The sequence below is a fragment of the Fulvimonas soli genome (genome assembly GCF_003148905.1).
GTDB lineage: Bacteria > Pseudomonadota > Gammaproteobacteria > Xanthomonadales > Rhodanobacteraceae > Fulvimonas > Fulvimonas soli.
Window position 1 is genome coordinate 298,729 of record NZ_QGHC01000002.1, and the last position, 23,884, is coordinate 322,612.

Annotated in this window: 20 protein-coding genes; 13 read left to right on the forward strand and 7 right to left on the reverse strand. The window is 69.8% G+C overall.

Features of this window, described 5'->3' with window-relative positions; genetic code table 11:
* Positions 1 to 87: 87 nt before the first annotated feature.
* Positions 88 to 3,081 carry a TonB-dependent receptor gene (locus C7456_RS03440; RefSeq protein ID WP_109722358.1) on the reverse strand — a complete coding sequence of 998 codons (2,994 nt, stop codon included), beginning with the start codon at positions 3,079 to 3,081 and terminating at the stop codon, positions 88 to 90.
* 461 nt (positions 3,082 to 3,542) lie between these two features.
* Here C7456_RS03440 and hslV point away from each other — a divergent pair, with 461 nt between their 5' ends.
* The 4 genes from hslV to rbsK all read left to right on the forward strand — a co-directional run bounded on the left by hslV (position 3,543) and on the right by rbsK (position 7,257).
* The gene (gene hslV, locus C7456_RS03445; protein ID WP_109722359.1) at positions 3,543 to 4,076 is read left to right on the forward strand and encodes an ATP-dependent protease subunit HslV; all 534 of its coding nucleotides are present in this window, start codon (positions 3,543 to 3,545) and stop codon (positions 4,074 to 4,076) included.
* 120 nt (positions 4,077 to 4,196) lie between these two features.
* The gene (hslU, locus tag C7456_RS03450) at positions 4,197 to 5,528 is read left to right on the forward strand and encodes an ATP-dependent protease ATPase subunit HslU (RefSeq protein WP_109722360.1); all 1,332 of its coding nucleotides are present in this window, start codon (positions 4,197 to 4,199) and stop codon (positions 5,526 to 5,528) included.
* 36 nt (positions 5,529 to 5,564) lie between these two features.
* A complete protein-coding gene (locus C7456_RS03455) occupies positions 5,565 to 6,179 on the forward strand; it encodes a hypothetical protein (protein ID WP_109722361.1) in 615 nt (204 codons plus the stop codon).
* Positions 6,180 to 6,372: 193 nt separating this feature from the next.
* A complete protein-coding gene (rbsK, locus tag C7456_RS03460; RefSeq protein ID WP_109722362.1) occupies positions 6,373 to 7,257 on the forward strand; it encodes a ribokinase in 885 nt (294 codons plus the stop codon).
* On the opposite strand, the gene mnmE is transcribed toward rbsK, so the two are convergent.
* The 4 genes from mnmE to rpmH all read right to left on the reverse strand — a co-directional run bounded on the left by mnmE (position 7,258) and on the right by rpmH (position 11,107).
* Positions 7,258 to 8,607 (reverse strand): tRNA uridine-5-carboxymethylaminomethyl(34) synthesis GTPase MnmE, encoded by a 1,350-nt coding sequence (gene mnmE / locus C7456_RS03465; RefSeq protein WP_109722363.1) that lies wholly within the window; start codon positions 8,605 to 8,607, stop codon positions 7,258 to 7,260.
* A 198-nt stretch (positions 8,608 to 8,805) separates the two neighbouring features.
* The gene (gene yidC / locus C7456_RS03470; RefSeq protein WP_109722364.1) at positions 8,806 to 10,518 is read right to left on the reverse strand and encodes a membrane protein insertase YidC; all 1,713 of its coding nucleotides are present in this window, start codon (positions 10,516 to 10,518) and stop codon (positions 8,806 to 8,808) included.
* 61 nt (positions 10,519 to 10,579) lie between these two features.
* Positions 10,580 to 10,960 carry a ribonuclease P protein component gene (gene rnpA / locus C7456_RS03475; RefSeq protein ID WP_109722365.1) on the reverse strand — a complete coding sequence of 127 codons (381 nt, stop codon included), beginning with the start codon at positions 10,958 to 10,960 and terminating at the stop codon, positions 10,580 to 10,582.
* 12 nt (positions 10,961 to 10,972) lie between these two features.
* A complete protein-coding gene (rpmH, locus tag C7456_RS03480) occupies positions 10,973 to 11,107 on the reverse strand; it encodes a 50S ribosomal protein L34 (RefSeq protein ID WP_007510029.1) in 135 nt (44 codons plus the stop codon).
* Positions 11,108 to 11,301: 194 nt separating this feature from the next.
* On the opposite strand from rpmH, the gene dnaA reads away from it, so the two are divergent.
* The 9 genes from dnaA to C7456_RS03525 all read left to right on the forward strand — a co-directional run bounded on the left by dnaA (position 11,302) and on the right by C7456_RS03525 (position 21,891).
* Positions 11,302 to 12,642, forward strand: a complete 1,341-nt coding sequence (gene dnaA, locus C7456_RS03485; protein WP_109722366.1) for a chromosomal replication initiator protein DnaA — start codon at positions 11,302 to 11,304, stop codon at positions 12,640 to 12,642.
* A 240-nt stretch (positions 12,643 to 12,882) separates the two neighbouring features.
* Positions 12,883 to 13,983 (forward strand): DNA polymerase III subunit beta, encoded by a 1,101-nt coding sequence (gene dnaN / locus C7456_RS03490; RefSeq protein WP_109722367.1) that lies wholly within the window; start codon positions 12,883 to 12,885, stop codon positions 13,981 to 13,983.
* 91 nt (positions 13,984 to 14,074) lie between these two features.
* Positions 14,075 to 15,151: a DNA replication/repair protein RecF gene (recF, locus tag C7456_RS03495; RefSeq protein WP_109722368.1), complete on the forward strand. Its 1,077-nt coding sequence runs from the start codon at positions 14,075 to 14,077 to the stop codon at positions 15,149 to 15,151.
* Positions 15,152 to 15,230: 79 nt separating this feature from the next.
* Positions 15,231 to 17,645, forward strand: a complete 2,415-nt coding sequence (gene gyrB / locus C7456_RS03500; RefSeq protein ID WP_109722369.1) for a DNA topoisomerase (ATP-hydrolyzing) subunit B — start codon at positions 15,231 to 15,233, stop codon at positions 17,643 to 17,645.
* Positions 17,646 to 18,084: 439 nt separating this feature from the next.
* On the forward strand, positions 18,085 to 19,374 hold the full coding sequence (locus C7456_RS03505; protein ID WP_211306220.1) for a tetratricopeptide repeat protein: 1,290 nt from the start codon (positions 18,085 to 18,087) through the stop codon (positions 19,372 to 19,374).
* 275 nt (positions 19,375 to 19,649) lie between these two features.
* A complete protein-coding gene (locus tag C7456_RS03510; protein ID WP_425454612.1) occupies positions 19,650 to 20,243 on the forward strand; it encodes an energy transducer TonB in 594 nt (197 codons plus the stop codon).
* 47 nt (positions 20,244 to 20,290) lie between these two features.
* The gene (locus tag C7456_RS03515; protein WP_109722371.1) at positions 20,291 to 21,043 is read left to right on the forward strand and encodes a MotA/TolQ/ExbB proton channel family protein; all 753 of its coding nucleotides are present in this window, start codon (positions 20,291 to 20,293) and stop codon (positions 21,041 to 21,043) included.
* A gap of 11 nt (positions 21,044 to 21,054) precedes the next feature.
* Positions 21,055 to 21,468: an ExbD/TolR family protein gene (locus C7456_RS03520; RefSeq protein WP_109722372.1), complete on the forward strand. Its 414-nt coding sequence runs from the start codon at positions 21,055 to 21,057 to the stop codon at positions 21,466 to 21,468.
* 6 nt (positions 21,469 to 21,474) lie between these two features.
* Positions 21,475 to 21,891, forward strand: a complete 417-nt coding sequence (locus C7456_RS03525; protein WP_109722373.1) for an ExbD/TolR family protein — start codon at positions 21,475 to 21,477, stop codon at positions 21,889 to 21,891.
* Positions 21,892 to 22,405: 514 nt separating this feature from the next.
* On the opposite strand, the gene C7456_RS03530 is transcribed toward C7456_RS03525, so the two are convergent.
* The gene (locus tag C7456_RS03530; RefSeq protein ID WP_109722374.1) at positions 22,406 to 23,149 is read right to left on the reverse strand and encodes a pyridoxine 5'-phosphate synthase; all 744 of its coding nucleotides are present in this window, start codon (positions 23,147 to 23,149) and stop codon (positions 22,406 to 22,408) included.
* Positions 23,150 to 23,209: 60 nt separating this feature from the next.
* Positions 23,210 to 23,851: a 4'-phosphopantetheinyl transferase family protein gene (locus tag C7456_RS03535; RefSeq protein WP_109722375.1), complete on the reverse strand. Its 642-nt coding sequence runs from the start codon at positions 23,849 to 23,851 to the stop codon at positions 23,210 to 23,212.
* Positions 23,852 to 23,884: the final 33 nt, after the last annotated feature.

Below are 23,884 nucleotides of genomic sequence, written 5' to 3' on the forward strand. Positions count from 1 at the left end.
GTGCAAAAAAAGGGCCGCCGCATCGCGCGGCGGCCAATCCGGGGAGTAACGCCGGCCCTCTGCGGGGCCGGGGGAAGAACGCCGCGGCTACAGCGAGAAGTCGTAGCGGGCCGAGAACTCGAAGTAGCGCGGCGTCTGGTACGACAGCGGCTGCTGGTAGCTCAGGTTGGTGTCGCCGGTGCCGGTCTCGCCGTGCTCCTCGATGCTCTGCACCGTCTGCGCGTTGAACACGTTGAACACGCGCGCCTGGAACGCCAGGTTGTGGCCGGCCCAGGCCGGACGCCATTCGGTGCTCAGGTTGAGCTGGTAGGTCCAGGGCAGGCGGCCGACCGAACCGCGCGGCACCAGCTGGCCGTCGCAGTAGAAGTACGAGTTGCCGTAGTTCATGTCCGCCGGGATCGATCCCGGGTAGGTGCCGAAGCAGTTCTTCGGGCGCCCGGACTGCACCGCCAGGTCGAAGCCGAACAGCCACTCGGGGGTCATCTGGTAGTAGCCGTAGGCGCGCACCTGGTGGGTGCGGTCGTTCGCCTCGGGGCCATTGGCGCCGATCATCAGCTCGGCATGGTCCCAGTCCTGCGTGACCGAGGGATCGAGCTGGCCGATGTCGGATTTCATCAGCCCCTCGCTGTTGCCGTAGCTGCGCGAGAAGGTGTAGTCGAGGCGGCCGTACCACTTGTCGCTGAACTGGTGCTCCAGGTACAGGTCCAGCGCGTAGTACGAGCGCTTGGCCTCGGGCAGGCCGATGTCCTTGGCGCTGAGCTTGATGTCCTCGAGCTTGCCGTCGCCGTCCAGGTCGATCAGGAACTCGTTGCCCTTGCCCGGATTGATGATGTAGCAGTTGGCGGCGATGCCGGACGAGTCGACGCCGTGCTCGTCGGCCCACTTGATGAACGGGCGGTTGTCGCACCAGTCGTCGATGATGCTCTTGAGCTTGCGGTAGCGCAGCTTGGCGCCGAAGGTCCAGTCCGCGGCGAGCTGCTTGTCGAAGCCGAGGATGTACTCGTCCTGGTAGTAGGCGCTCAGGTTGCGCGCCGAGATCGAGCGCGGGTCCGGCGGCGTGCCGTCGGCGCCGTTGGCGTAGACGGGCGCCTCGATCGGGTTCCAGTTCGGCGGCGTGCCGTTGGTGTTCGGCGCGCCGTCGTAGGTACCCCATTGGGTCAGGTACAGCGAGCCGGAGGCGCCGCGCACGGCGACGTTGTTGGGAATCGCCAGGTGGTAGCGGCCGGCGTTGGCGTACACCTTGAAGGTGGAGTCGCCGTTGACGTCCCAGGTCAGGCCCAGCCGCGGCGCCAGCTGGTGGCGCTGCTTGGTGAACACGTCGTTGTCGGCGTTCAAGTTGGAGAACTGCTCGTTGCGCAGGCCGAGGTAGGCGAGCCAGCGCTCGGCCACCTGCCAGTGGTCTTCCAGGTACTGCGATTCCTGCTCCACCTTGGCCACGCCGACCGCCTCGAAGATGTAGCGCTCGACGATGCCGGTGTGCCCGGGCGGCACCGGCAGGTGGTCGCGTCCGGCGACCATGCCGTTGGCCGGGTTGTCGTAGTAGAACCAGCCCACGCCGCCGGAGGTGACCGAGCCGTTCAGCGACTCGACGTCGTAGCGGTCCACACCCGCGCGCAGGTCGTGGCTGCCGAGGCGGTACTCCAGGTTGAGGTGCCAGCCGTGGGTGTCGTCGTGCGCGCCGGGCGCGGCGACCGAGCTGCTGATGTTGCAGCCCTGCAGGCGCTGCGTGGGCGGCACGCTGTCGCGGTTGTCGGCGAAGTAGACGCAGTCCGAGCCCGAGGTCAGGTTGACGTGGTCGCTGTGCTGCTTGCCGTACAGCGCGTCCAGGGTGAGGTTGTCGGTGATGTAGCTGGTGTAGCGGGCCACGTACACGCGCCCGCCCGGCGCGGTGCCGGCGGTGCCCTGGTTCTTCTGGCTCTGCCAGCCCTTGTAGGCGCCCTGGATGTCCTGGATGCCGTTGTAGTAGTACTGGTTCGAATAGCTCGAGTTGCTGTCGTTGAGCCCGGTCAGCTCGACGATGTTGCTGTCGTTGATGTTCCAGTCGAGCTTCAGCAGCCAGCGGTCGGCCTTGTTCTCGTTGTAGTAGCGCGTGGTGTTGTTGGAATAGCCGTAGCTGTTGTTCTCCGACTTGGTCGTCTCGTAGTCGCCGAACAGGAACAGCTTGTCCTTCACCAGCGGACCGCCGATGTAGCCGCTGTAGGTGGTCTGCCAGGTGCGCTGCGAGCGCAGGTTGCGGCCCTGCAGCTGCGCGCCGTCGCCGGGCCGGTAGGTGATCCGCGGCGTCGCCTTGAGCGCGCGCGGCTGGTAGAGCACCTGGCCGCCGGCCTCCCAAGTGTTGGTGCCGCGCTTGGTGATGATGTTGACCACGCCGCCGGTGGAGCGGCCGTACTCGGCGCCGTAGCCGCCGGTGAACACCTGTTCCTGCTCGATGGCGTTGAACGGCAGCGTGGTCGCGCCCAGGCCGGTGAGCGGGTTGGTGACCGGGAAGCCGTTGATGTAGTACTGGTTCTCCGCCGCCGAGGAGCCGCCCAGCGAGACCGCGTTGCCGTAGCGCGAGTCCGCGTTGACCGCGCCCGGCGCCAGCAGCACCGCGGCGTTCACGCTCTGCGCCACCGGCAGGCGCTGCAGCTGTTCGGCGGTGAGCACCGTGCGGGTGTCCACCGAGGACACGTCGATCGCCGGCAGGGCGGTGCCGGTCACGCTGATCGCGGTCAGCTCGGTGGCCGCGCTGGTGTTCACGAACGAGACGTCGGTGCCGGTGCCGACGTTCACCTGCACGCTGTCGCGCGTCTGCACGGTCTGGCCGTCGCGCTGCAGGCTCACCCGGTAGGTGCCCACCGGCAGCGCGCCCGCGCGGTAGCGCCCGTCCTCCGACACGCCGACGTCGCGGCTGAAGCCGGTCGCCGGATTCTCGATGTGGACCGTGGCGCCGCCGCCCGCATCGACGCGCCCGAAGATCGCGCCGGACGCATTCGATTGCGCCAGCGCGGTGGTGCCAGCCAGGCAGCCCCCCAAGGCCATGGCCAGCGCGCCCAGGCGCAGCGGGCCGGCCCGTCCTGTCGACTTGCTGTTCAGAAGCATGCTTTCGATCTCCCCAAGATGCCCCGCAGGGCGGTTTCCGGCGCGAGACGCCGGTTCCAGGGGGCCGCGCTTGCCGGACCCGGGCGCGAGCACTCTTTAACTGAAGCCTCGATTTGCATCGATCTAAATTCGGCGGAAAAGGAATTTCAATCGATCCAAATCGGCGACTGGCCATCTGGCTGCGAACGACTCCTGGATTGCAGCCCACCGGAACGCCCACCGTGCCCCTGGAAGCGGCACGGTCCCCCGGGCGTCTTGGCCGCCAGTCGCGAGTTCCTTCGAGGCGACCCCCTCCAGGCGGCAGTAAAAGGTCCCGGAGCGCCGATGTCAACCGCGACCGGCCGCGAAATCCCGTCGCAGGATGATGCGCGCGCATCGCGCAAGCGCGCTCCCGCCGACTTGGGATTTGCCCGACCCCTCCCCACATCCTCGTTTCCGTATCCGCAGGACCCGTCTCCTCCATGGACTCCTTCCACGCCACCACCATCGTCTCGGTGCGCCGCGCCGGCCGCGTCGTGATCGGCGGCGACGGCCAGGTCACCCTCGGCAACACGGTGATGAAGGCCAACGCGCGCAAGATCCGCCGGCTCGGCAGGGGCGACGTGCTGGCCGGCTTCGCCGGCGCCACCGCCGACGCCTTCACCCTGTTCGAGCTGTTCGAGGAAAAGCTGGTCAAGCACGGCGGCAACCTCACCCGCGCCGCGGTGGAGCTGGCCAAGGAGTGGCGCACCGACCGCCGCCTGGGCCGGCTGGAGGCGATGCTCGCCGTCGCGGACAAGGACGCCTCGCTGCTGATCTCCGGCAACGGCGACGTGCTGGAGCCCGAGCACGGGCTGATCGCGATCGGCTCCGGCGGCCCCTACGCGCAGTCCGCCGCGCTGGCGCTGATGGAGAACACCGAGCTGGACGCGCGCGCGATCGTCGAGAAGGCGCTGAAGATCGCCGGCGACATCTGCATCTATACGAACCACAACGCGACGATCGAAGAGCTTTGAGGGACGAGGGGCGAGCAGCGAGGGCGCAAGTCCGCCGAACGCACCGCCCCGAACCCCATGCCGAAGCGCGGGGCACGCCCTCGCGCCCTCGCCACTCAACCCTCACCCCTGGTTTTCCCCATGTCCGAACTGACCCCCCGCGAAATCGTCAACGAGCTGGACCGCTACATCATCGGCCAGCACGAGGCCAAGCGCGCCGTCGCCATCGCGCTGCGCAACCGCTGGCGGCGCATGCAGCTGGACCCCGAGCTGCGCAACGAGGTGACGCCGAAGAACATCCTGATGATCGGCCCCACCGGCGTGGGCAAGACCGAGATCGCGCGGCGCCTGGCCACGCTGGCCAACGCGCCGTTCGTGAAGGTGGAGGCGACCAAGTTCACCGAGGTCGGCTACGTCGGCAAGGACGTGGAGTCGATCGTGCGCGACCTCGCCGACGTGGCCTACAAGCTGGTGCGCGACCAGGCCACCAAGCGCGTGCGCAGCCAGGCCGAGGACCGCGCCGAGGACCGCATCCTGGACGCCCTGCTGCCGCGCCGCCAGGCCGCCGACTGGAGCCACGACGCCGCGCCCGCCGAGTCGGGCGAGACGCGCCAGAAGCTGCGCAAGCAGCTGCGCGAGGGCGCGCTGGACGAGCGCGAGATCGAGCTCGACTTCGCCATGAACGTGGGCGTGGAGATCATGTCACCGCCCGGCATGGAGGAGATGGGCCAGCAGCTCAGGCAGATGTTCCAGAGCCTGGGCGGCGCCAAGACACAGAAGCGCAAGCTCGCCATCAAGGCGGCGCGCCCGCTGCTGGTCGAGGAGGAGGCCGCCAAGCTGGTCAACGACGAGGAGATCCGCGCGCAGGCGGTGTTCGCCGCCGAGCAGAACGGCATCGTGTTCATCGACGAGATCGACAAGATCGCCCAGCGCTCCGAATGGGGCGGCGCCGGGGTCAGCCGCGAGGGCGTGCAGCGCGACCTGCTGCCGCTGGTGGAAGGCTCCACCGTGGCCACCAAGTACGGCCCGATCAGGACCGACCACGTGCTGTTCATCGCCTCCGGTGCGTTCTCGCTGGCCAAGCCGTCCGACCTGATCCCGGAGCTGCAGGGCCGCCTGCCGATCCGGGTCGAGCTGTCGGCGCTGTCGGTGGAGGACTTCAAGCGCATCCTGCGCGAGCCGCACAACTCGCTGACCAAGCAGTACGTCGCCCTGCTCGGCACCGAGGGGGTGCGGCTGGAATTCACCGACTCGGGCATCGACCGGCTGGCCGAGGTGGCCTTCCAGGTGAACGAGCGCACCGAGAACATCGGCGCCCGCCGCCTGCACACGGTGATGGAGCGCCTGCTGGAGCGCATCTCATTCGAAGCGGCGGACAAGTCCGGCGAAAAATACGTGATCGACGCCGAAAAGGTAGACAAAAACCTGGGAACCCTGGTCAAGGACGAAGATCTCAGCCGTTACATCCTGTAAACGAGCGGGGACCCCCGCTCTGGTAAAATTTCCGGTATGGGCAAGGTCATAGAGTTGAAAACCACGGGCCAGCGGGCGCAGCTGCGCGAGGCGCAGCAGAAGCACCAGCTGGTCCGGCTGTGGCGCGGCGAACTCGAGCACGGCAGCTTCTGCGGCTACGTGGGCGGGGTCGGCCGCGAGTTCTTCCTGCTGTGGGTGGTCGGCGACGGCATCACCTACGACGGGCTGTACGTGATGCGCCACCGCGACGTCACCGAGCTGGAGGCGCCGGACAAGCACCACGCCTTCATGGAGAAGGCGCTGGCGCTCAAGCACCTGCTGCCGCGCCCGCCGCGCGGCTTCCCGCTGGACTCGATCCGCGAGGTGGTGCAGGCCGCCGGCAGCATGGCGCCGGTGATCGGCGTGCACGTGGACAGCGAGGACGAGTCGGAGGTCTGCTACATCGGCCGGCTGGTCGGGGTGGAGGAGGACGGCTTCAACCTGCAGGAGATCACCCCGGATGCCGAGTGGCTGCGCGAGCCCTCCTTCTTCGCCTGGGACGAGGTGTCCACCCTCAGCATCGAGGACGGCTACGCGCAGGCGCTGCTGGCCGTGGCCGGCACGCCGCCGCCGCTGGAGCACGGCGATCCCGGCGTGGGCCGGGCGCACTGAGCGTTTTTCCTCACCGCCGAGACGACGACGGGGCGCCCAGGCGCCCCGTTCGCTTTTCCAGCCCCCAGCCTGCCGGAACGGCGCGGTCCGGCGGCGCGGTGGCCAAGCACCGGCATCCGCCCGAGGGGCACGCCGCCGTCCGTCCGTTCTCGCGTATGCTCCCGCCTCCTTTCAAGGCAAGGCGGGAACGGACATGACGCGCATCGCCGTGGTCGGCAGCATCAACATGGACCTGGTGACGCTGGCGCCGAGCTTCCCCGCGCCCGGCGAGACCCTGCTCGGCGAGCGCTTCCTCACCGTGCCCGGCGGCAAGGGCGCCAACCAGGCCGTCGCCGCGGCGCGGCTGGGCGCCGAGGTGGCGCTGGTCGGCGCGCTGGGCCGCGACGCCTTCGGCGACGAGCTCGAACGCGGGCTCGCGCGGGAAGGCGTGGCGCTCGACCACGTGCGCCGCTGCGACGGCGCGGGCAGCGGCACCGCCTCGATCACCGTGGCCGGCGGCGAGAACCAGATCGTGGTGGTGCCCGGCGCCAACGCCGAGGTGAGCCCGGCGCAGGTGGAGGCGGCCCGGTCCGCGCTGGCGCAGGCCGACGCCGTGCTGGTGCAGATGGAGATCCCGCTGGCGACGGTGGAGGCCACGCTGCGCCTGGGCCGCCGGCTCGGCGTGCCGGTGATCCTCAACCCCGCGCCGGCGCAGCCGCTGCCGGCCGAGCTGCTGGCGCAGGCCAGCTACCTCACGCCCAACCAGCACGAGCTGGCGACCCTGCTCGGCGCCGACCCGGCGGAGGACTTCCGCGCGCTGATGCGGCGCGCGCCGGTGCCGGTGGTGCTCACCCGCGGCGCCGAGGGCGCCTGGTACAGCGCCGACGGCGGGCCCGCGCACCAGCCCGGCTTCGCCGTGGAGGCGGTGGACACCACCGGCGCCGGCGACACCTTCAACGCCGCGCTGGCGGTGTTCCTGCGCGAGGGCCTGCCCGCCGCCGTGCGCAAGGCCTGCGCCGCCGCCGCGCTGTCGGTCACCCGGCTGGGCGCGCGCGACGGCATGCCCACGCGCGCGGCGCTGGATGCCTTCCTGCGCTGATCACTTGCCGATGCAGAAGCTGGAGAAGATCGCGCCGAGCAGGTCGTCGCTGCCGTAGACGCCGGTGATCTCGCCCAGCGCGTGCTGGGCCTGGCGCAGCTCCTCGGCGGCCAGCTCGCCGGCGCGGGTGGCGGCGAGGACTTCAGCGGCGCGGTCGAGATGGACGGCGACGCGCTCGAGCGCCAGCACGTGGCGGCGGCGCGCGCTGAAGGCGCCCTCGCCGCCCGTGGCGCCGGCGAGCGCGCGCAACCGCGCGCGCAGCGCGTCCAGGCCGGCGCCGGTGCGCGCGGAGAGCCACAGCCAGGGCAGGCCGGCGCGCGTTTCCTCGCGTGCCGCCGCGCCGTCCAGGTCGATCTTGTTGACCAGCACCAGCCGTGCCGCCGTGGGCGGCAGCGCGTCGAGCAGGGCGAGGTCGGCCTCGGCATGCGCGGCCTCGGTCACCAGCAGCACGGCGTCCGCGCGCTGCAGCTCGCCGTGCGCGCGGCGCACGCCTTCCCGCTCGACCGGGTCCTCGGTCTCGCGCAGGCCGGCGGTGTCGGCCAGCTCCAGCGCGATGCCGTCGAGGTCCACCTGCTCGCGCAGCACGTCGCGGGTGGTGCCGGCGATGGCGGTGACGATGGCGCGCTCGCTGCCGGCCAGCGCGTTGAGCAGGCTGGACTTGCCGGCGTTGGGGCGGCCGACGATGGCCACGCGCAGGCCGTCGTTGAGGCGCACGCCGCGCCGCGCCTCGTGCAGCAGCGCGGCGAGGTCGGCGCGCAGCGCGTCGAGCCGCGCGCCGATCGCCGGGTCGGCGAGGAAATCGATCTCCTCCTCGGGAAAGTCGATGGCCGCCTCCACGTGCACGCGCAGCGCGACCAGCGCCTGCAGCAGCGCTTCCACGCGCCGCGAGAACACGCCCTCCATCGAGGCCAGCGCGGCGTGCGCGGCGGTGGCCGAACGCGCGGCGATCAGGTCGGCCACCGCCTCGGCCTGGGCGAGGTCGAGCTTGCCGTTGAGGAAGGCGCGCTCGGTGAATTCGCCCGGCCGCGCCAGCCGCGCGCCGAGCGCGCAGGCGCGGCGCAGCAGCGCGTCGAGCAGTACCGGGCTGCCGTGGCCCTGCAGTTCCAGCACGTGCTCGCCGGTGTAGGAGGCCGGGGCGGGGAAGTACAGCAGCAGGCCGCGGTCGAGCAGCGCGCCCTCACCGTCGCGGAAATCGGCGAAGTGCGCATGGCGCGGTCGCGGCGCGCGGCCGAGCAGCGCCGCCGCGATCGCCGGCGCCGCCGGCCCCGACACGCGCACCACACCCACGCCGGCCGCGCCCGGCGCGGTGGCGATGGCGGCGATGGTGTCGTGGTCGGGCATGGCGGGCATTATGGGTGGTGTCGCATCGGATGCGGCTGCCTCGCCGTCATTCCGGCGCACGGCGGAATCCAGCGACGTTGAGGATGTCGGGCAAGAACGAAAGGCACTGGATTCCGGCTTGCGCCGGCATGACGGGACCCGGCTCACGAATGGCGGAAGCGAAAAGGGCCGCATGGCGGCCCTTTCCCAGGCAACCGGACGGCCGGATCAGGCCGTCTTCGCCTTGTGCTCGGCCTGCTCCACCTGGCGGGTGATGAACCACTGCTGGGCCAGGCTGGTGGCGCCGTTGACCACCCAGTACAGCACCAGGCCGGCAGGGAAGAAGGCGAACATCACCGCGAACAGGAGCGGCATCACCTTCATCATCTTCGCCTGGGTCGGGTCCATGCCGGTGGTGGGCGTGAGCCACTGCGTGGCCAGCATCACCAGCACGTAGATCGCCGGCAGCACGAAGAACGGGTCGGGCGCGGACAGGTCGTGGATCCAGCCGACGAACGGCGCCTGGCGCAGCTCCACGCTCTCCATCAGCACGCGGTACAGGCCCAGGAACACCGGGAAGGTCACCAGGATCGGCAGGCAGCCGGCCATCGGGTTGACCTTCTCCTTCTTGTACAGCTCCATCATCGCCTGCTGCAGCTTCATCTTGTCGTCGCCGTAGCGCTCGCGCAGCGCCTGTACGCGCGGCTGCAGCTTGCGCATGCGCGCGCCGGAGCGGAACTGCGCGGCGGTGAGCTTCCACAGCGCCGCCTTCAGCAGCAGCACCAGCAGCACGATCGCCAGGCCCCAGTTGCCGCACAGCGCGTGCAGCTTGGACAGCAGCCAGTGCAGCGGCTGCGCGATCGCGGTGAGCCAGCCGTAGTTGGTGGTCAGCTCCAGTCCCGGCGCGATCGCGTCGAGCTGGCCCTGCAGCTTGGGACCGACGTACAGCCGCGCGGCGGCGGTGGCGCGCTGGCCGGGTGCCACGCTGAGCGCGGGGCCGACGGCGCGGATCAGGTAGGCCGGCTGCGCCGTGTCGGGATTGACCACCGCGGTGGCGTAGGAGTCGGCCTCGCCCGCCGGCGGGATCCAGGCGGCGAAGAAGTAGTGCTGCAGCATTGCCACCCAGCCGCCGGTGACCGTGCGGTGCAAGGTCTTCTTCGGGTCCTTGAAATCGGCGAAGGGCAGCGAGTCGAACTTGTCCTCGGGGCTGTACCAGGCGGCGCCCAGGAAGCTGTGCGCGCTGGGGTTGGTGAAGTTGGCGAACCAGCCGCTCAGCTGCGGCGGCTGCACGCGCTGCAGCTGGGTGTAGGCGTTGCCCTGCCAGGGCGCGCTGCCGCCGTTGTCCACGGTCTGCTCGAGGTTCACCACGTAGCTGCCGCGCTTGAGCGTGTAGGTCTTGGTGACCTTGAGGCCGGCGGCGTCCTGCCAGGTGAGGTCGACCTTGAGCTCGTCCTGGCCGTCGGCGAGCTGGTAGCTGCCCTGCGCGGCCAGGAACACCGCGCGATGGTCGGGCGCCTCGCCCTGGCTGCTGACCAGGCCACTCTGCGCCACGAAGTACTGCGCCTGCTCGTCGTCGAGCAGGCGCACCGGCGGCGGCGCCGGGTTCTTCCTGGTGCGTGGCTCGGCGGGGTAGTGCAGCAGCTCGGAACGCACCACGGTGCCGCCGCGGGTGTCCACGGTGAGGCGCAGTACGTCGGTGCTCAGGGTGATCAGCCGCGCGGGCGCGGCCGGCGCGCCGCTGCCGCCGGCCGGCACGGCCGCCGCCGGGGCGGACGCGGCGGCGCCCGGCACTCCGGCGTCGGCCGGCGCGGTGCCGCTGGCCGCGGCCACCGGGGCCTGCGGTTGCGCCGGCCTGGGGCCGTAGTCCTTTTCCCAGGCCATCCACAGCAGGTAGGCCACCGCCATCAGGGCGAACAGGAGAAACGTGCGCGTTTGGGTCATCGCGGAAACAGATCCGGTGGGCGCCGTGGCGTGCGCGGCGGCGCAGGGGCGGGAGAAAGGGTCAACGCTCGATTGTGCCGGCGCCTTGCGGCGGCTTCAATGCGGCCAGACGACGCCACAGCTGCTCCAGCTCCGCCAGCAGGACCGGCCCGGGCTGCCCGGCGGCCTGTTCGCGCGCCATCACCATCACGTCCAGCGGCGGCAGTTGCGCGCGCATCCGGCGGAAGGATTCCCGCACCAGCCGCTTGATGCGGTTGCGCTCCACCGCGCGCTTGGAGACGCGCTTGGACACCGCCAGGCCCAGCCGCGCCAGGCCCTGTTCGCTCGGACGGTAGCGCACAGAAAAACAGCGGCCGCCGAGGCGACCGCTGGCTTGACGCAAGGCTACGAAGTCGGCGGCGCGGCGGAGCCGCGCGGGGCGCGGCAGGCCGGCGGCACGCATGCCTGGGTCCGCTTACGGGATCAGGCGCTTGCGGCCCTTGGCGCGGCGCGCGTTGAGCACCTTGCGGCCGTCGGCCGTGGCCATGCGGGCACGGAAGCCGTGGGTGCGGGCGCGCTTGAGCTTGCTGGGCTGGAAGGTCCGCTTCATGGCTGGCTCCAGAGGATAAGTCGGTAAAAAGGTTGGAAAGTATGCCGGCCGGCCGCGCGCGGTGTCAAATCGGCGCGTCCGCCCGCTGTGGGCAGCGCTGTGGATATCCTGGGGGCCGACGGGCCCGGCCAGCTGCTAGACTTGCCGATCCACCCCGCGCGCAAGCGCCCTTCCTGTGGTCGAAAGAGTCATCCATGAGTGATCTGTGGCGGCGCTGTCTGGAGCGCCTCGAGAGCGAATTGAGCACCGAGGAGCTGCATACCTGGCTGATGCCGCTGCAGGCCCGCGAGGACGGCGAGGGGCTGCAGCTGTACGCGCCCAACCCGTACACCCTGGACGCCGTGCGCGAGCGCTACCTGGGCCGCATCCAGACCCTGCTGGGCCAGCTCGGCGGCGACCACCTGGGCGTGCGCCTGGAGGTCGGCTCCAGCTCGCCGCGGCCGGCGCCGGGCAAGCCGGCCGCGGCCGGCCGCGCCGCCACGCCCGCCGCCGCCGAGGCGCCGGCGCCCGCCTTCGCGCACAACCTGGACCCGCACTACACCTTCGAGACCTTCGTCGAGGGCAAGTCCAACCAGCTCGGCAAGGCCGCCGCGATGCAGGTGGCGATGAACCCCGGCCGCGCCTACAACCCGCTGCTGCTGTACGGCGGCACGGGCCTGGGCAAGACCCACCTGATGCACGCGGCCGGCAACCTGATGCGCGAGCGCGACCCGGGCTGCAAGGTGCTGTACCTGCGCTCGGAGCAGTTCGTCGGCGCGATGATCGAGGCGCTGCGCACCAAGAGCATGGACGAGTTCAAGCGCCGCTTCCGCTCGGTGGACGCGCTCCTGATCGACGACATCCAGTTCTTCGCCGGCAAGGACACCACGCAGGAGGAGTTCTTCCACACCTTCAACGCGCTGTTCGAGTCCAAGCAGCAGATCATCCTCACCTGCGACCGCTATCCGAAGGAGGTGGACAAGCTCGAGCCGCGCCTGAAGTCGCGCCTGGGCTGGGGCCTGTCGGTGGCGATCGAGCCGCCGGACTTCGAGACGCGCGCGGCGATCCTGCTGGCCAAGGCGCAGGAGAAGGGCGTGGCGGTGAGCGAGGACGTGGCGATGCTGCTGGCCAAGCGCATCCGCTCCAACGTGCGCGACCTGGAGGGCGCGCTCAACACGCTGGCCGCGCGCGCCAACTTCTACGGCCGCCCGATCACCACCGCGTTCGCCGAGGAGACCCTGCGCGACCTGCTGGCCACCCACGCGCAGGCGGTGACGGTGCCGAACATCCAGAAGACGGTGGCCGACTACTACCAGGTGCGCCTGCAGGACCTCCTGTCCAAGCGCCGCGTGCGCTCGCTGGCACGGCCGCGGCAGATCGCGATGGCGCTGTCCAAGGAGCTGACCGAGCACAGCCTGCCGGAGATCGGCGAGGCCTTCGGCGGGCGCGACCACACCACCGTGCTGCATGCCTGCCGCACGATCCGGAAGCTGTGCGAGGCCGACGCGCGGATGCGCCAGGACTGGGAACAGCTGATCCGCATCCTCACCGGCTAAGGAATGGGGTTAAACACTTGAAAAGCAGGCGGGCAAGCTGTGGATAATAGGTGGACGATCCGCCGCCCGGCTTTATCCACAGACCACGCACAGCAACCGGTGGCTTCCATGCACACCGTGATCGCTCTCAACATGTTGATTATCAAGAGATAATCGGAAGAATCCCGATATCCACCGCGACAGCAACAACCACCGCACTTCTTTTCTAAAAACAGGACAGCAGGTAGGGGACGCGCACACATGCAATTCAGCATCCAACGAGAAGCTCTGCTCAAGCCGTTGCAGCAGGTCGTCGGTGTGGTGGAACGGCGGCAGACCCTTCCGGTGTTGGCGAACCTGCTGGTGAAGGTCGCCGACGGCAAGGTCACCCTGACCGGCACCGACCTGGAGGTGGAGATGGTCGCCAGCACGACGGCCGACCAGCTGGCCGATGGCGAGATCACCATCCCCGCCCGCAAGCTGTTCGACATCGTGCGCGCGCTGCCGGACGGCGCACGGGTGGACCTCAAGCTCAACGGCGATCGCGTGGCGCTGAGCGCCGGGCGCAGCCGATTCACCCTGGCGACGCTGCCGGCCAGCGAGTTCCCCACCATCGACGAGATCGAGCTGGTCGAGCGCGTGTCCGTGCCGGAGGAAGCGCTGCGCGACCTGATGGAACGTACCGCCTTCGCCATGGCGAACCAGGACGTGCGCTACTACCTCAACGGCATGCTGCTCGACCTGCAGGAGCACAGCCTGCGCTGCGTGGCCACCGACGGCCACCGCCTGGCCCTGCGCGAGACCCAGCTGGAAAGCTCGGTGTCCGCGCGTCGGCAGATCATCATCCCGCGCAAGGGCGTCAACGAGCTGATCGGGCTGTTCGAGCCGGGCGACGGCCAGGTCGAGCTGGAGTTCGGCCGCAACCACCTGCGCGTGCGCCGCGGCGAGGTGGTATTCACCTCCAAGCTGATCGACGGCCGCTTCCCCGACTACGAGGCGGTGATCCCGCTGGGCGCCGACAAGCGGGCGGTGATCGACCGCGAGGTGTTGCGCGGGGCGCTGCAACGCGCCGCGATCCTGTCCAACGAGAAGTACCGCGGCGTGAAGCTGGAGCTTTCGCCGGGCAGGCTGCGCATCGTGGCGCACAACCCGGAGCAGGAAGAGGCGGTGGAGGAAGTCGAGGCCGACACCGTGGTGTCGGATCTCGCGGTCGGCTTCAACGTCGGCTACCTGCTGGACGCCCTGGGCGCGCTGCGCGGCGAGAAGGCGCGCCTCAACCTGCGCGACGCGCAGTCCAGTTGCCTGGTGCAGGAAGACGACAACGACCAGTCCCGGCATGTGATCATGCCGCTGCGCCTCTGATGCGGATGGCGGGTCGACCCGCATCCTGCCCGTCCAGCGACGCCGGAGCCATCGAGAGATGCTCCGGCGTCGCGCGTTTGTAGGGCCCGGCATGCGCCTGCTCGAACTCCAGGTCCGCCATCTGCGCAGCTTCGGCGAGACGCGCGTCGAACTGGCTCCGGGCATCAACGTCTTCCATGGCCCCAACGGGGCGGGGAAGACCACCCTGCTGGAAGCGGTGTTCCTGCTGTCGCACGGCCGCTCGTTCCGCAGCGGCGCGCGCGAGGCGCTGCTGCAACGGGGGGCGGAAGGCTTCACGGTATTCGCCGAGTGGGAAGCCGCGGATGGATGGCGGCACCGGCTCGGCCTGGGCCGGGAGAAATCGCGCTGGGAAGCCCGGCTGGACGGCGAGCTGGTGTCGCTGGGCACCCTGGTGCGGCACTGCGCGGTGATCTGCTTCGAGCCCGGCTCGCATGCCCTGATCGCCGGGGGCGCGGAGGAGCGCCGCCGCTACCTCGACTGGGGCGTGTTCCACGTGGAACAGGATTTCCTGGCCCCGTGGCGCCGCTACCAGCGCGCCCTGAAGCAGCGCAACGCCCTGCTGCGCGCCGGCACCGGCGCGCCGGCGGAATATCTCCCCTGGGAAAGCGAGCTGGCGGACTGCGCCGAAGCGATCGATGCCGCGCGCCGGCGCTACCTGGACCTGCTGCGTCCCGAGCTGGTCGCCGCGATGCAGGGCCTGCTGCCCGAGCTGGGGGAGGTCGAGCTGCGCTACCGCTCCGGCTGGCCGGACGGCGTGCCGCTGGCCGGGCACCTCGCCGCGCAGCGCGGCCGCGACCAGGCCCGCGGGCACACCGGGGCGGGCAGCCATCGCGCCGACTGGGAACTGGGTTTCGCCGCCGCGCCGCAGCGCGAGCACCTCTCGCGCGGGCAGGAAAAGCTGACCGCCCTCGGCTGCCTGCTGGCCCAGGCAGCGCTGTATGCCCGGCTGCGCGGCGAATGGCCGGTCATCTGCCTGGACGACCTGGCCTCCGAGCTGGACGGCCCGCACCAGCAGGCGGTGGTCGACCGCCTCGTCGCCGCCGGCGCACAGGTGCTGGTGACCGGCACCGAGCTGCCGCCGGCGCTCGCGCCGCTGGCGGCGCGGGTGTTCCACGTGGAACAGGGCCGGGTGGCCGGCCTGCTATAATCGATCGAATGATCTGCCGCCCGGCATCGATGTTGGCGCCAAGCCGGGCGCGCGAGCCGGCGCCGCACACGGGCAACGCATGAACGCATCCTACGATTCGAGCAACATCAAGGTTCTCAAGGGACTGGAAGCGGTGCGCAAGCGCCCGGGCATGTACATCGGCGACACCGATGACGGCACCGGCCTGCACCACATGGTGTTCGAGGTCGTCGACAACTCCATCGACGAGGCGCTGGCCGGCTACTGCGACCGCGTAGAGGTGACCATCCACGAGGACGGCTCGGTCAGCGTGGCCGACAACGGCCGCGGCATCCCGGTGGACATCCACCCGGAGGAGGGCCGCTCCACCGCCGAGGTGGTGATGACCGTGCTGCATGCCGGCGGCAAGTTCGACGCCAACTCCTACAAGGTTTCCGGCGGCCTGCATGGCGTGGGCGTGTCGGTGGTGAACGCGCTGTCCTCGCACCTGTGGCTGACCATCTACCGCGACGGCAAGGAGCACCGGCAGGAGTACGCGCTGGGCGAGCCGCTGTACCCGCTCAAGGCGGTGGGCGAGTCGAGCCGGCGCGGTACCACGGTGCGCTTCCTGCCCAGCCCGGAGACCTTCTCCAACACCGAGTTCCACTACGACGCGCTGGCCAAGCGCCTGCGCGAGCTGGCCTTCCTCAACTCCGGCGTCACCATCGAGCTGAAGGACGAGCGCGGGGAAGGGCGGGCCGACACCTACGCCTACGAGGGCGGCATCCGCTCCTTCGTGCAGCACCTGGCGCAGCTGAAGACCGCGCTGCACCCCAACGTGATCTCGCTGAGCGCGCAGCAGGACGGCATCACGGTGGAACTGGCGATGCAGTGGACCGACTCCTACCAGGAGACGATGTTCTGCTTCACCAACAACATCCCGCAGCGCGACGGCGGCACCCACCTCACCGGCTTCCGCGCCGCGCTGACCCGCTGCCTGACCCAGTACATCGAGAAGGAAGGCCTGGCCAAGAACGCCAAGGTCGCGCTGTCCGGCGACGACATGCGCGAGGGCCTGATCGCGGTGCTGTCGGTGAAGGTGCCGGACCCGAAGTTCTCCTCGCAGACCAAGGACAAGCTGGTGTCGTCCGAGGTCAAGACCGTGGTCGAGCAGGTGGTCAACGAGAAGCTCGGTGAGTTCCTGCTGGAGCACCCGAACGAGGCCCGCGCGATCGCCTCCAAGGTGGTGGACGCCGCGCGCGCCCGCGAGGCCGCACGCAAGGCGCGCGAGATGACCCGCCGCAAGGGCGCGCTGGACATCGCCGGGCTGCCCGGCAAGCTGGCCGACTGCCAGGAGAAGGACCCGGCGCTGTCCGAGCTGTTCCTGGTCGAGGGCGACTCGGCCGGCGGCTCGGCCAAGCAGGGCCGCAACCGCCGCACCCAGGCGGTGCTGCCGCTGAAGGGCAAGATCCTCAACGTGGAGAAGGCACGCTTCGACAAGATGCTGTCCTCGGCCGAGGTCGGCACGCTGATCACTGCGCTCGGCACCGGCATCGGCAAGGACGACTACAACCCGGACAAGCTGCGCTACCACCGCATCATCATCATGACCGACGCGGACGTGGACGGCTCGCACATCCGCACCCTGCTGCTCACTTTCTTCTACCGGCAGATGCCGGAGCTGATCGAGCGCGGTCACGTCTACATCGGCCTGCCGCCGCTGTACAAGGTCAAGCAGGGCAAGCAGGAGCTGTACATCAAGGACGACGCGGCGCTGAACGCCTACCTGATCTCCAGCGCGGTGGACGGCGCCGAGCTGGTCTACAGCCCGGACGCCCCGCCGATCGGCGGCGAGGCGCTGGAGAAGCTGCTGCGCGACTACCAGCTGGCCACCGACCAGATCGAGCGCCTGGGCCACCGCTTCGACACCAGCGTGCTCGGCGCGCTGCTCGAGCACGCGCCCCTGGAAGCGGCGACCTGGGCCGACCCGGCGGCCATGCGGGCCTGGCTGGACGGCGTGGCCGCACGGCTGGCGGCCAGCGGGCTGGGCAAGCCGCGCTACCGCCTGGCGCTGCGCCCGGCGCACGAGAACCAGCCGGCGGCGGTCGAGGTGGTGCGCGACCAGCACGGCCTCAGCCACACCCTGCTGTTGCCGCAGCCGTTCTTCGCCGGCGCCGAGTTCCGCCCGATCCTGCAGGTCAGCCAGCAGCTGGCCGGGCTGGTCCAGCCCGGCGCGGTGGTGCGCCGGGGCAACGCCTCGCGCGGCGTGACCAGCTTCGCCGAGGCGCGCAGCTGGCTGCTGGAGGAGGCCAAGAAGGGCCGCACGATCCAGCGCTTCAAGGGCCTGGGCGAAATGAACCCGGAGCAGCTGTGGGAGACCACGGTCAACCCGGAAACCCGCCGCATGCTGCAGGTGGGCATCGAGGACGCGATCGCCGCCGACCAGATGTTCTCCATGCTGATGGGCGAGGCGGTGGAACCGCGGCGCGAGTTCATCGAGGCCAATGCGCTGAAGGTGGCCAACCTCGACATCTGAGAGCCTGTTCACGATCTCCAAGCATCCCTCCATGAAACGTCATCCCAGCGAAAGCCGGGAACCGGCGTCGTTGGCTTTTCGAGGGAAAATCCCTGACCAGCCCTTCGGCTGTTGAAAAGCGCCTCCTGCTTTCGCAGGAATGACGGAGTAGGGAATAGCCGGACCGACGGTAGATCGTTGAACAGGCTCTGAGGCGGCCGCGGGGCCGTCCGCGCCGGCACGGCCGGGCGGACCGCTTTGGGGAAGGGTGGCGGCGCGCCGTTCAAGCTTCCGATGCGCCGGTCGATACCCGCTTTCCCGCCTTCCCATACGGGCGGGTCAAGTTATTGATTTTTAACGACCTCCATGCGGCGCTGCGACTTGTTATCCGGCGACCGATGGAGGTACGCTCAATGATCCCCTGCACGAATCGTGCGTGACATCCGACCAGAGGACCGCCATGAAGCACCTCCCCCTCATCAAGATGCTGGCCGGCGCCGTGGTGGCGCTGTCGATCGCGAGCACTCCCGCGGTCGCGCGCGAGCGGCATGCGGACAAGGAGAAGAAGGAGGCGCTGTACCCCAACGCCACCCGCACCGAGCCCAAGCTCGACCTGACCAGCGAGAAGGACCAGAAGGCGCTCAACGACGCGCTCGACGCGGTCAACGAGGGCGACAAGGCCAAGGCGGAGCCGAAGCTGCAGGCGATCATCGACGGCAGCAAGAGCAAGTACGCCCAGGCGCTGGCGCTGCAGGGGCTGGCCAACCTCAAGTACAACGACGGCGACCTCAAGGGCGCCATCGCCACCATGAAGCAGGCGCTGGACAACGGCGTGCTGCCGAACGACACCTACTTCCAGCTCGAGTACGAGCTGGCGCAGTTCTACGTCGCCGACGAGCAGTACCAGCAGGCGCTGGACACCCTGACCAAGTGGCGCGCCGAGGGCCGCAAGGAGACCGCCGAGTCCTACGCGCTGGAAGGCAACATCGACTACCGCCTGCAGAAGTACCCCGAGGCGATCGCCGCGATCAAGAAGGCGCAGTCGCTCACCGACAAGCCGCAGGATTCGTGGAACCAGATCCTGATGGCCAGCTACGCCGAGTCCGGCCAGAGCGACCAGGCCGCGCAGCTCGCCCAGCAGCAGCTGGCCGCCAACCCCAACGACGCCACCGCGCTCAACAACGCCGTCGCCGTGCTGATGCAGTCGCAGAAGTACCCGCAGGCGATCGAGCTGATGGAGAAGTCGCGCGCCGCCGGCGCCTTCAAGGACGAGAAGCAGTACGTCAACCTGGCCAAGCTCTACCTGGTCAGCGGCCAGGACGGCTCCGATCCGAAGCCGAACGCGGCCAAGGCGGTCGCCGTGCTCGAGGACGGCTTCGGCAAGGGCGTGGTGCAGGGCAACGCCGACAACTACAAGCTGCTGGGCGACGCCGCCTACATCGCCGAGCAGCCGGCCAAGGCGATCGACGCCTACAGGAAGGCCATCCCGCTGGCGAAGGACGGCGAGCCGGCGCTGCGCGCGGGCCAGCTGCTGCTCACCGAGAACAAGTACAGCGAGGCCAAGGGCCTGATCCAGCAGGGCATCGGCAAGGGCGTCGAGCACAAGGGCCGCGCCTACATGCTGCTGGCCGAGGCCGAGCGCGGGCTGAAGAACAAGCCCGGCGCGATCGCCGCGATGAAGCAGGCCGCGCAGGACCCGGACACCGCCGCCAAGGCCAACGCCTGGCTGAAGCAGGCGGGCGCGAAGTAAGGAAGCGACGCTTCCCGACGGGCGGTGACAGCGACCAGATGGACGTCCATTTGGTTGCTGTACAGATGCTATACAAATGCCATGGGCTGTTGTACCGTTGGGAACCCCATTCCCGCATGTGTCCAGTGGCAAATGTCACCTCATCCGTGCATTTGCCGTTGCATGCTGCGACCACGTCATTCCGATTGACTAGCTCCAGAAAGTGACAGATGGCCTCAAGTAACGAAGAAACCGGCTCCGTGCCGTTCAATTGGAGGCGCACTTGGGCGTTGGCCGTGGCCATCGCACTGCATGCTTTCGCGTTCCTGATGCTGGTGGCGCCGATGGCGCCGCCCAAGTCCGAGGCGAAGAAGCAGGAGCGCATCGTCCAGGTGAACTTCATCGAACCGCCGCCGCCGCCGCCGCCGCCGCCGCCGCCGCCGCCGGAACCGCCGAAGCAGCCGCCGCCGCAGATCATCAAGCAGGTGCAGCCGCCGCCGACCCCGCCGCCGCCGGCGCCGCCGCCGGCCGTGGAGGAGGCGTCGACCAACGCCATCCCGGCGCCGCCGCCGGCGCCGCCCGCGCCGCCTGCACCGCCCGCCGATATAGCTGCCAGTTCGGACCTCAGCTATAACAGCCGCATCACGCCCAAGTACCCGCCCCAGGCGATCCGCCAGCGGCACGAAGGCACGGTGGTGCTGCTGATCCTGGTGGGCGTCGACGGCATGCCCAAGGACATCAAGGTGGACCAGTCCAGTGGCTACCGCGAGCTCGACCGCGCAGCGGTCGAGACCGCGCAGCGCTGGCGCTTCAACCCGACGATTCGCAACGGACAGAAGGTCGAGGGGTATGCGCGCGTACCCGTCAACTTCAATCTCAACCAGCTGTGACCCCGGTTACAGTTAAAGTTCAGGCCTGACTTACCAAAGGTAGCGTTATGTTCTTCCAAGACACCTCCGCGCCGGCCGCAGCTGGCGGTACCACCAACGCCGAAGCCATGAAGCAGATGGGCTTCGACCATCTGATCCACAACTTCGACCCGCTCGGCTGGATCGTGTTCATCACGCTGGTCGTGATGTCGTTCTCCTCGTGGTACTTCATCATCGCCAACGCGATCCGCAACGCGATGGTGCGTTCGCGCGCCGACAAGGTGATCCAGGGCTTCTGGAGCACCACCTCCACCCAGGACGCGATCCGCGAGCTGGAAGCCCAGCCCAAGGGCGAGCCGTTCTCGAAGATCGCGCTGGACGCCGCCTCGGCGGTGGCCCACCACCAGCAGGCCTCGCAGGGCGGCGGCCGCTTGGCCGAATCGCTGAGCCGCTCGGAGTTCATCGACCGCGCGCTGCGCCAGGCGGTGGCCCGCGAGAGCCTGCGCCTGGAGGGCGGCCTGACCCTGCTCGCCACGGTCGGCTCCTCCGCGCCGTTCATCGGTCTGCTCGGTACCGTGTGGGGCATCTACCACGCGCTGATCAAGATCTCCGCCTCGGGCAACGCCTCGATGGAGGCCGTGGCCGGCCCGGTGGGCGAGGCGCTGATCATGACCGCGTTCGGTCTGTTCACCGCGATCCCGGCGGTGCTGGCGTACAACGCCTTCAACCGCGCCAACCGCGTGACCTACGCCCAGTTCGACGAATTCGCGCACGACCTGCACGACTTCTTTGCCACCGGCGCCCGCGTCGAGAGCAAGTGAGGATCTGACCCATGGCAATGAGCACTGGAGGGGACTCCAGCGGCGCAATGTCGGAGATCAACGTCACGCCGCTGGTCGACGTGATGTTGGTGCTGCTGATCATCTTCATGATCACCGCGCCGCTGATGTCGCACCGGATCACGGTCGCTCTGCCTACCGCGAATCCGAAGACCGTCGACACCGGGCCGGTCGAGCCGATGGACCTGGCCATCAAGGACGATGGCAGCATGTACCTCAACGACCTTCCGGTCACCGAGGCCGAGCTGAAGGCGCAGTTCGCGGTGGCGGCGGCCAAGTCGCCGCAGCCGGAGCTGCAGATCCGCGCGGACAAGGGCCTGGAGTGGAAGAACATCGGCAAGGTGCTGGGCGACGCCAAGGCCGCCGGCATGGTCCATGTCGGTTTCATGACGACCGGCAAGGAGTGACGACCCATGGCATTCAGTAGTGGAAGCGGCAAGGGGCCGATGGCGGACATCAACGTCACGCCGCTGGTCGACGTGATGCTGGTGCTGCTGATCATCTTCATGATCACGGCGCCGATGCTCACCCACAAGGTGAAGATCGACCTGCCGCAGCCAAACCCCAACATCGTCCAGCCCGAGAACCCGCCTGAGCCGGTCCGCCTGAAGATCGACCAGTCCGGTGCCCTGTACTGGAACGACACGCCGATCGACGAGCTGGGCCTGAAGGCGCAGCTGGCGGTGATCGGCGGCCAGACCGACACCAGCAAGCAGCCGGAGGTGCAGATCAGCGCGGCCGACGGCGTGGCCTACGAATCGGTGGCGCGCGTGCTCGCCGATGCGAAGAGCTACGGTTTGACCAAGATCGGCTTCAACGAAGGCGAATAAGCGGCCCGCGGGCCGCCGCAACGACGCTACCTGGAACCCCCGCCTCGCGCGGGGGTTTTCTTTTGCCCGTGCGACGGGCGCGGATCGTGGCGGGGAATCGACGGCGGGCCGCCGTTCCGCGCTCCGGGCGGGCGCCGGAACGCGCCAATGCGGGCTGCGATCCGGGCCGGGCCCGTCCGCCTTGCCCGGCGTGAGCGCAGGAGAATGAGCAAGCCATATGGACGTCCAGACGGCTGGGCATGCAGACGGCCATGCGCCACGTGGGCTCAGGGAAGAACGGAGGAAGGTGGATGCCGGTCCTCGACGGTGCGGCATGGCGCGAGCGGGGCGATGATCCGGACATCGCGGCCGGAGGCCGCTCCCACCAGGCTTGCGAGGCCCGCTGTGGGAGCGGCCTCCGGCCGCGATCAACCCGGCGCGGGCCCGCCAACGCAGAACGCTACCTCCACACCAGCCCGTGCTTCATTCCGCCGGCCATCCCGGCGACCTTCTCCGGAAGACCTTGGACAGGCGCTCAGCGCAGGATCTGCAGGTAGTTGCGCACGGTGGTGGCCAAGCCCTCGTACAGCGCCTCGCCGATCAGCGCGTGGCCGATCGAGACCTCGGCGAGGCCGGGGATGGCCGCGCGCAAGGTGCCCAGGTTGGCCTGGCTGAGGTCGTGCCCGGCGTTCACCGCGAGCCCCGCCTGCTGGGCGCGGCGCGCGGTCTCCACGCAGTCGGCCAGCGCCGCGCGCACGTCGCCGCGGGCGAAGGCCTCGGCGTAGGGGCCGGTGTAGATCTCCACGCGCTGCGCGCCGATCGCCGCCGCCGGCGCAAGATCCGGCGCGCCCGGATCGACGAACAGGCTGACCCGGCAGCCGTACGAGCGCAGCTCGGCCACCAGCGGGCGCAGGCGTTCGGCGTCGCGCGCGAGGTCGAAGCCGTGGTCGGAGGTGAGCTGGGCGTCGCCGTCGGGCACCAGGGTGACCTGGGTGGGACGCACCTCGCGGCACAGCGCGAGCAGGCCGGGGTAGGCGTCGCGCGGCGGCGCGAAGGGGTTGCCCTCGATGTTGTACTCGACCCGGCCGCGCAGCAGCGCCGCCAGCGCGCGCACGTCGTCGGGGCGGATGTGCCGCAGATCCGGCCGCGGGTGCACGGTGATGCCGCCGCAGCCGGCCTCGATGCAGGTCTGCGCGGCGCGCAGCAGGTCCGGTTCGCTGCCGCCGCGCGAGTTGCGCAGCACGGCGATCTTGTTGAGGTTGACGCTGAGCAGGGTCATCGGTGCGGGCTCGTGGCGCGGCCGGAATCGCCGGCCGGGCCCGTCACAGTGCCGCGAAGCTCAGGGCCCGGCAAGTGGCCGGAGCACGATGCGGCGCGGTCCGCCGTGCCAGGCGAGGGCGGCGACGTGGCCGTCGTCCGCCGGCACGGCGTGCAGCTGCCAGTCGGCCGGACGCTGGCTTTCCAGCCGGCGCAGGCGCGGCGTCCCGTCGTCGAGGCCGATCTCCAGCCGGTGCAAACCGAAGGCAAGGCCGCGCCCGAGCGCCTTGAGCACCGCCTCCTTGGCCGTCCACAGGCGCAGGAAGGCGGCGTCGCGCGCGGCGTCGGGCAGCGCCGCCAGCCAGTCGGCCTCGGCCGGCGCGAAATAGCGCCGGGCGATCTCCAGTGCGTGCGGCCGCGGGCGCACGCGCTCGAGGTCGATCCCCGGCGCGAGCCCGCGCGCGACGGCGAGGAATGCCTGCGCGCCGCTGTGCGACCAGTTGAAGCCGAGCGCGTCGTCCAGGCCCGCCGCCAGCACGGGCCGCCCGTGCGGGCCGGCGGCCAGCTCGACCCGCGCCGGGGGAACGCCGAGGTAGGCGGCCAGCACCGCGCGCAGCGGCGCGCGCCCCTGCGCGCGGTCGTAGCGGAGCCGCCACACGTGCACCTCGTCAGCGCCCAGGCGCTCTGCTACTTTCGAGATCGTCCGAGTTTCGGCGGATTCCATCCGCGCATGGTGCCGGGCACGCCGGGCTGCGTA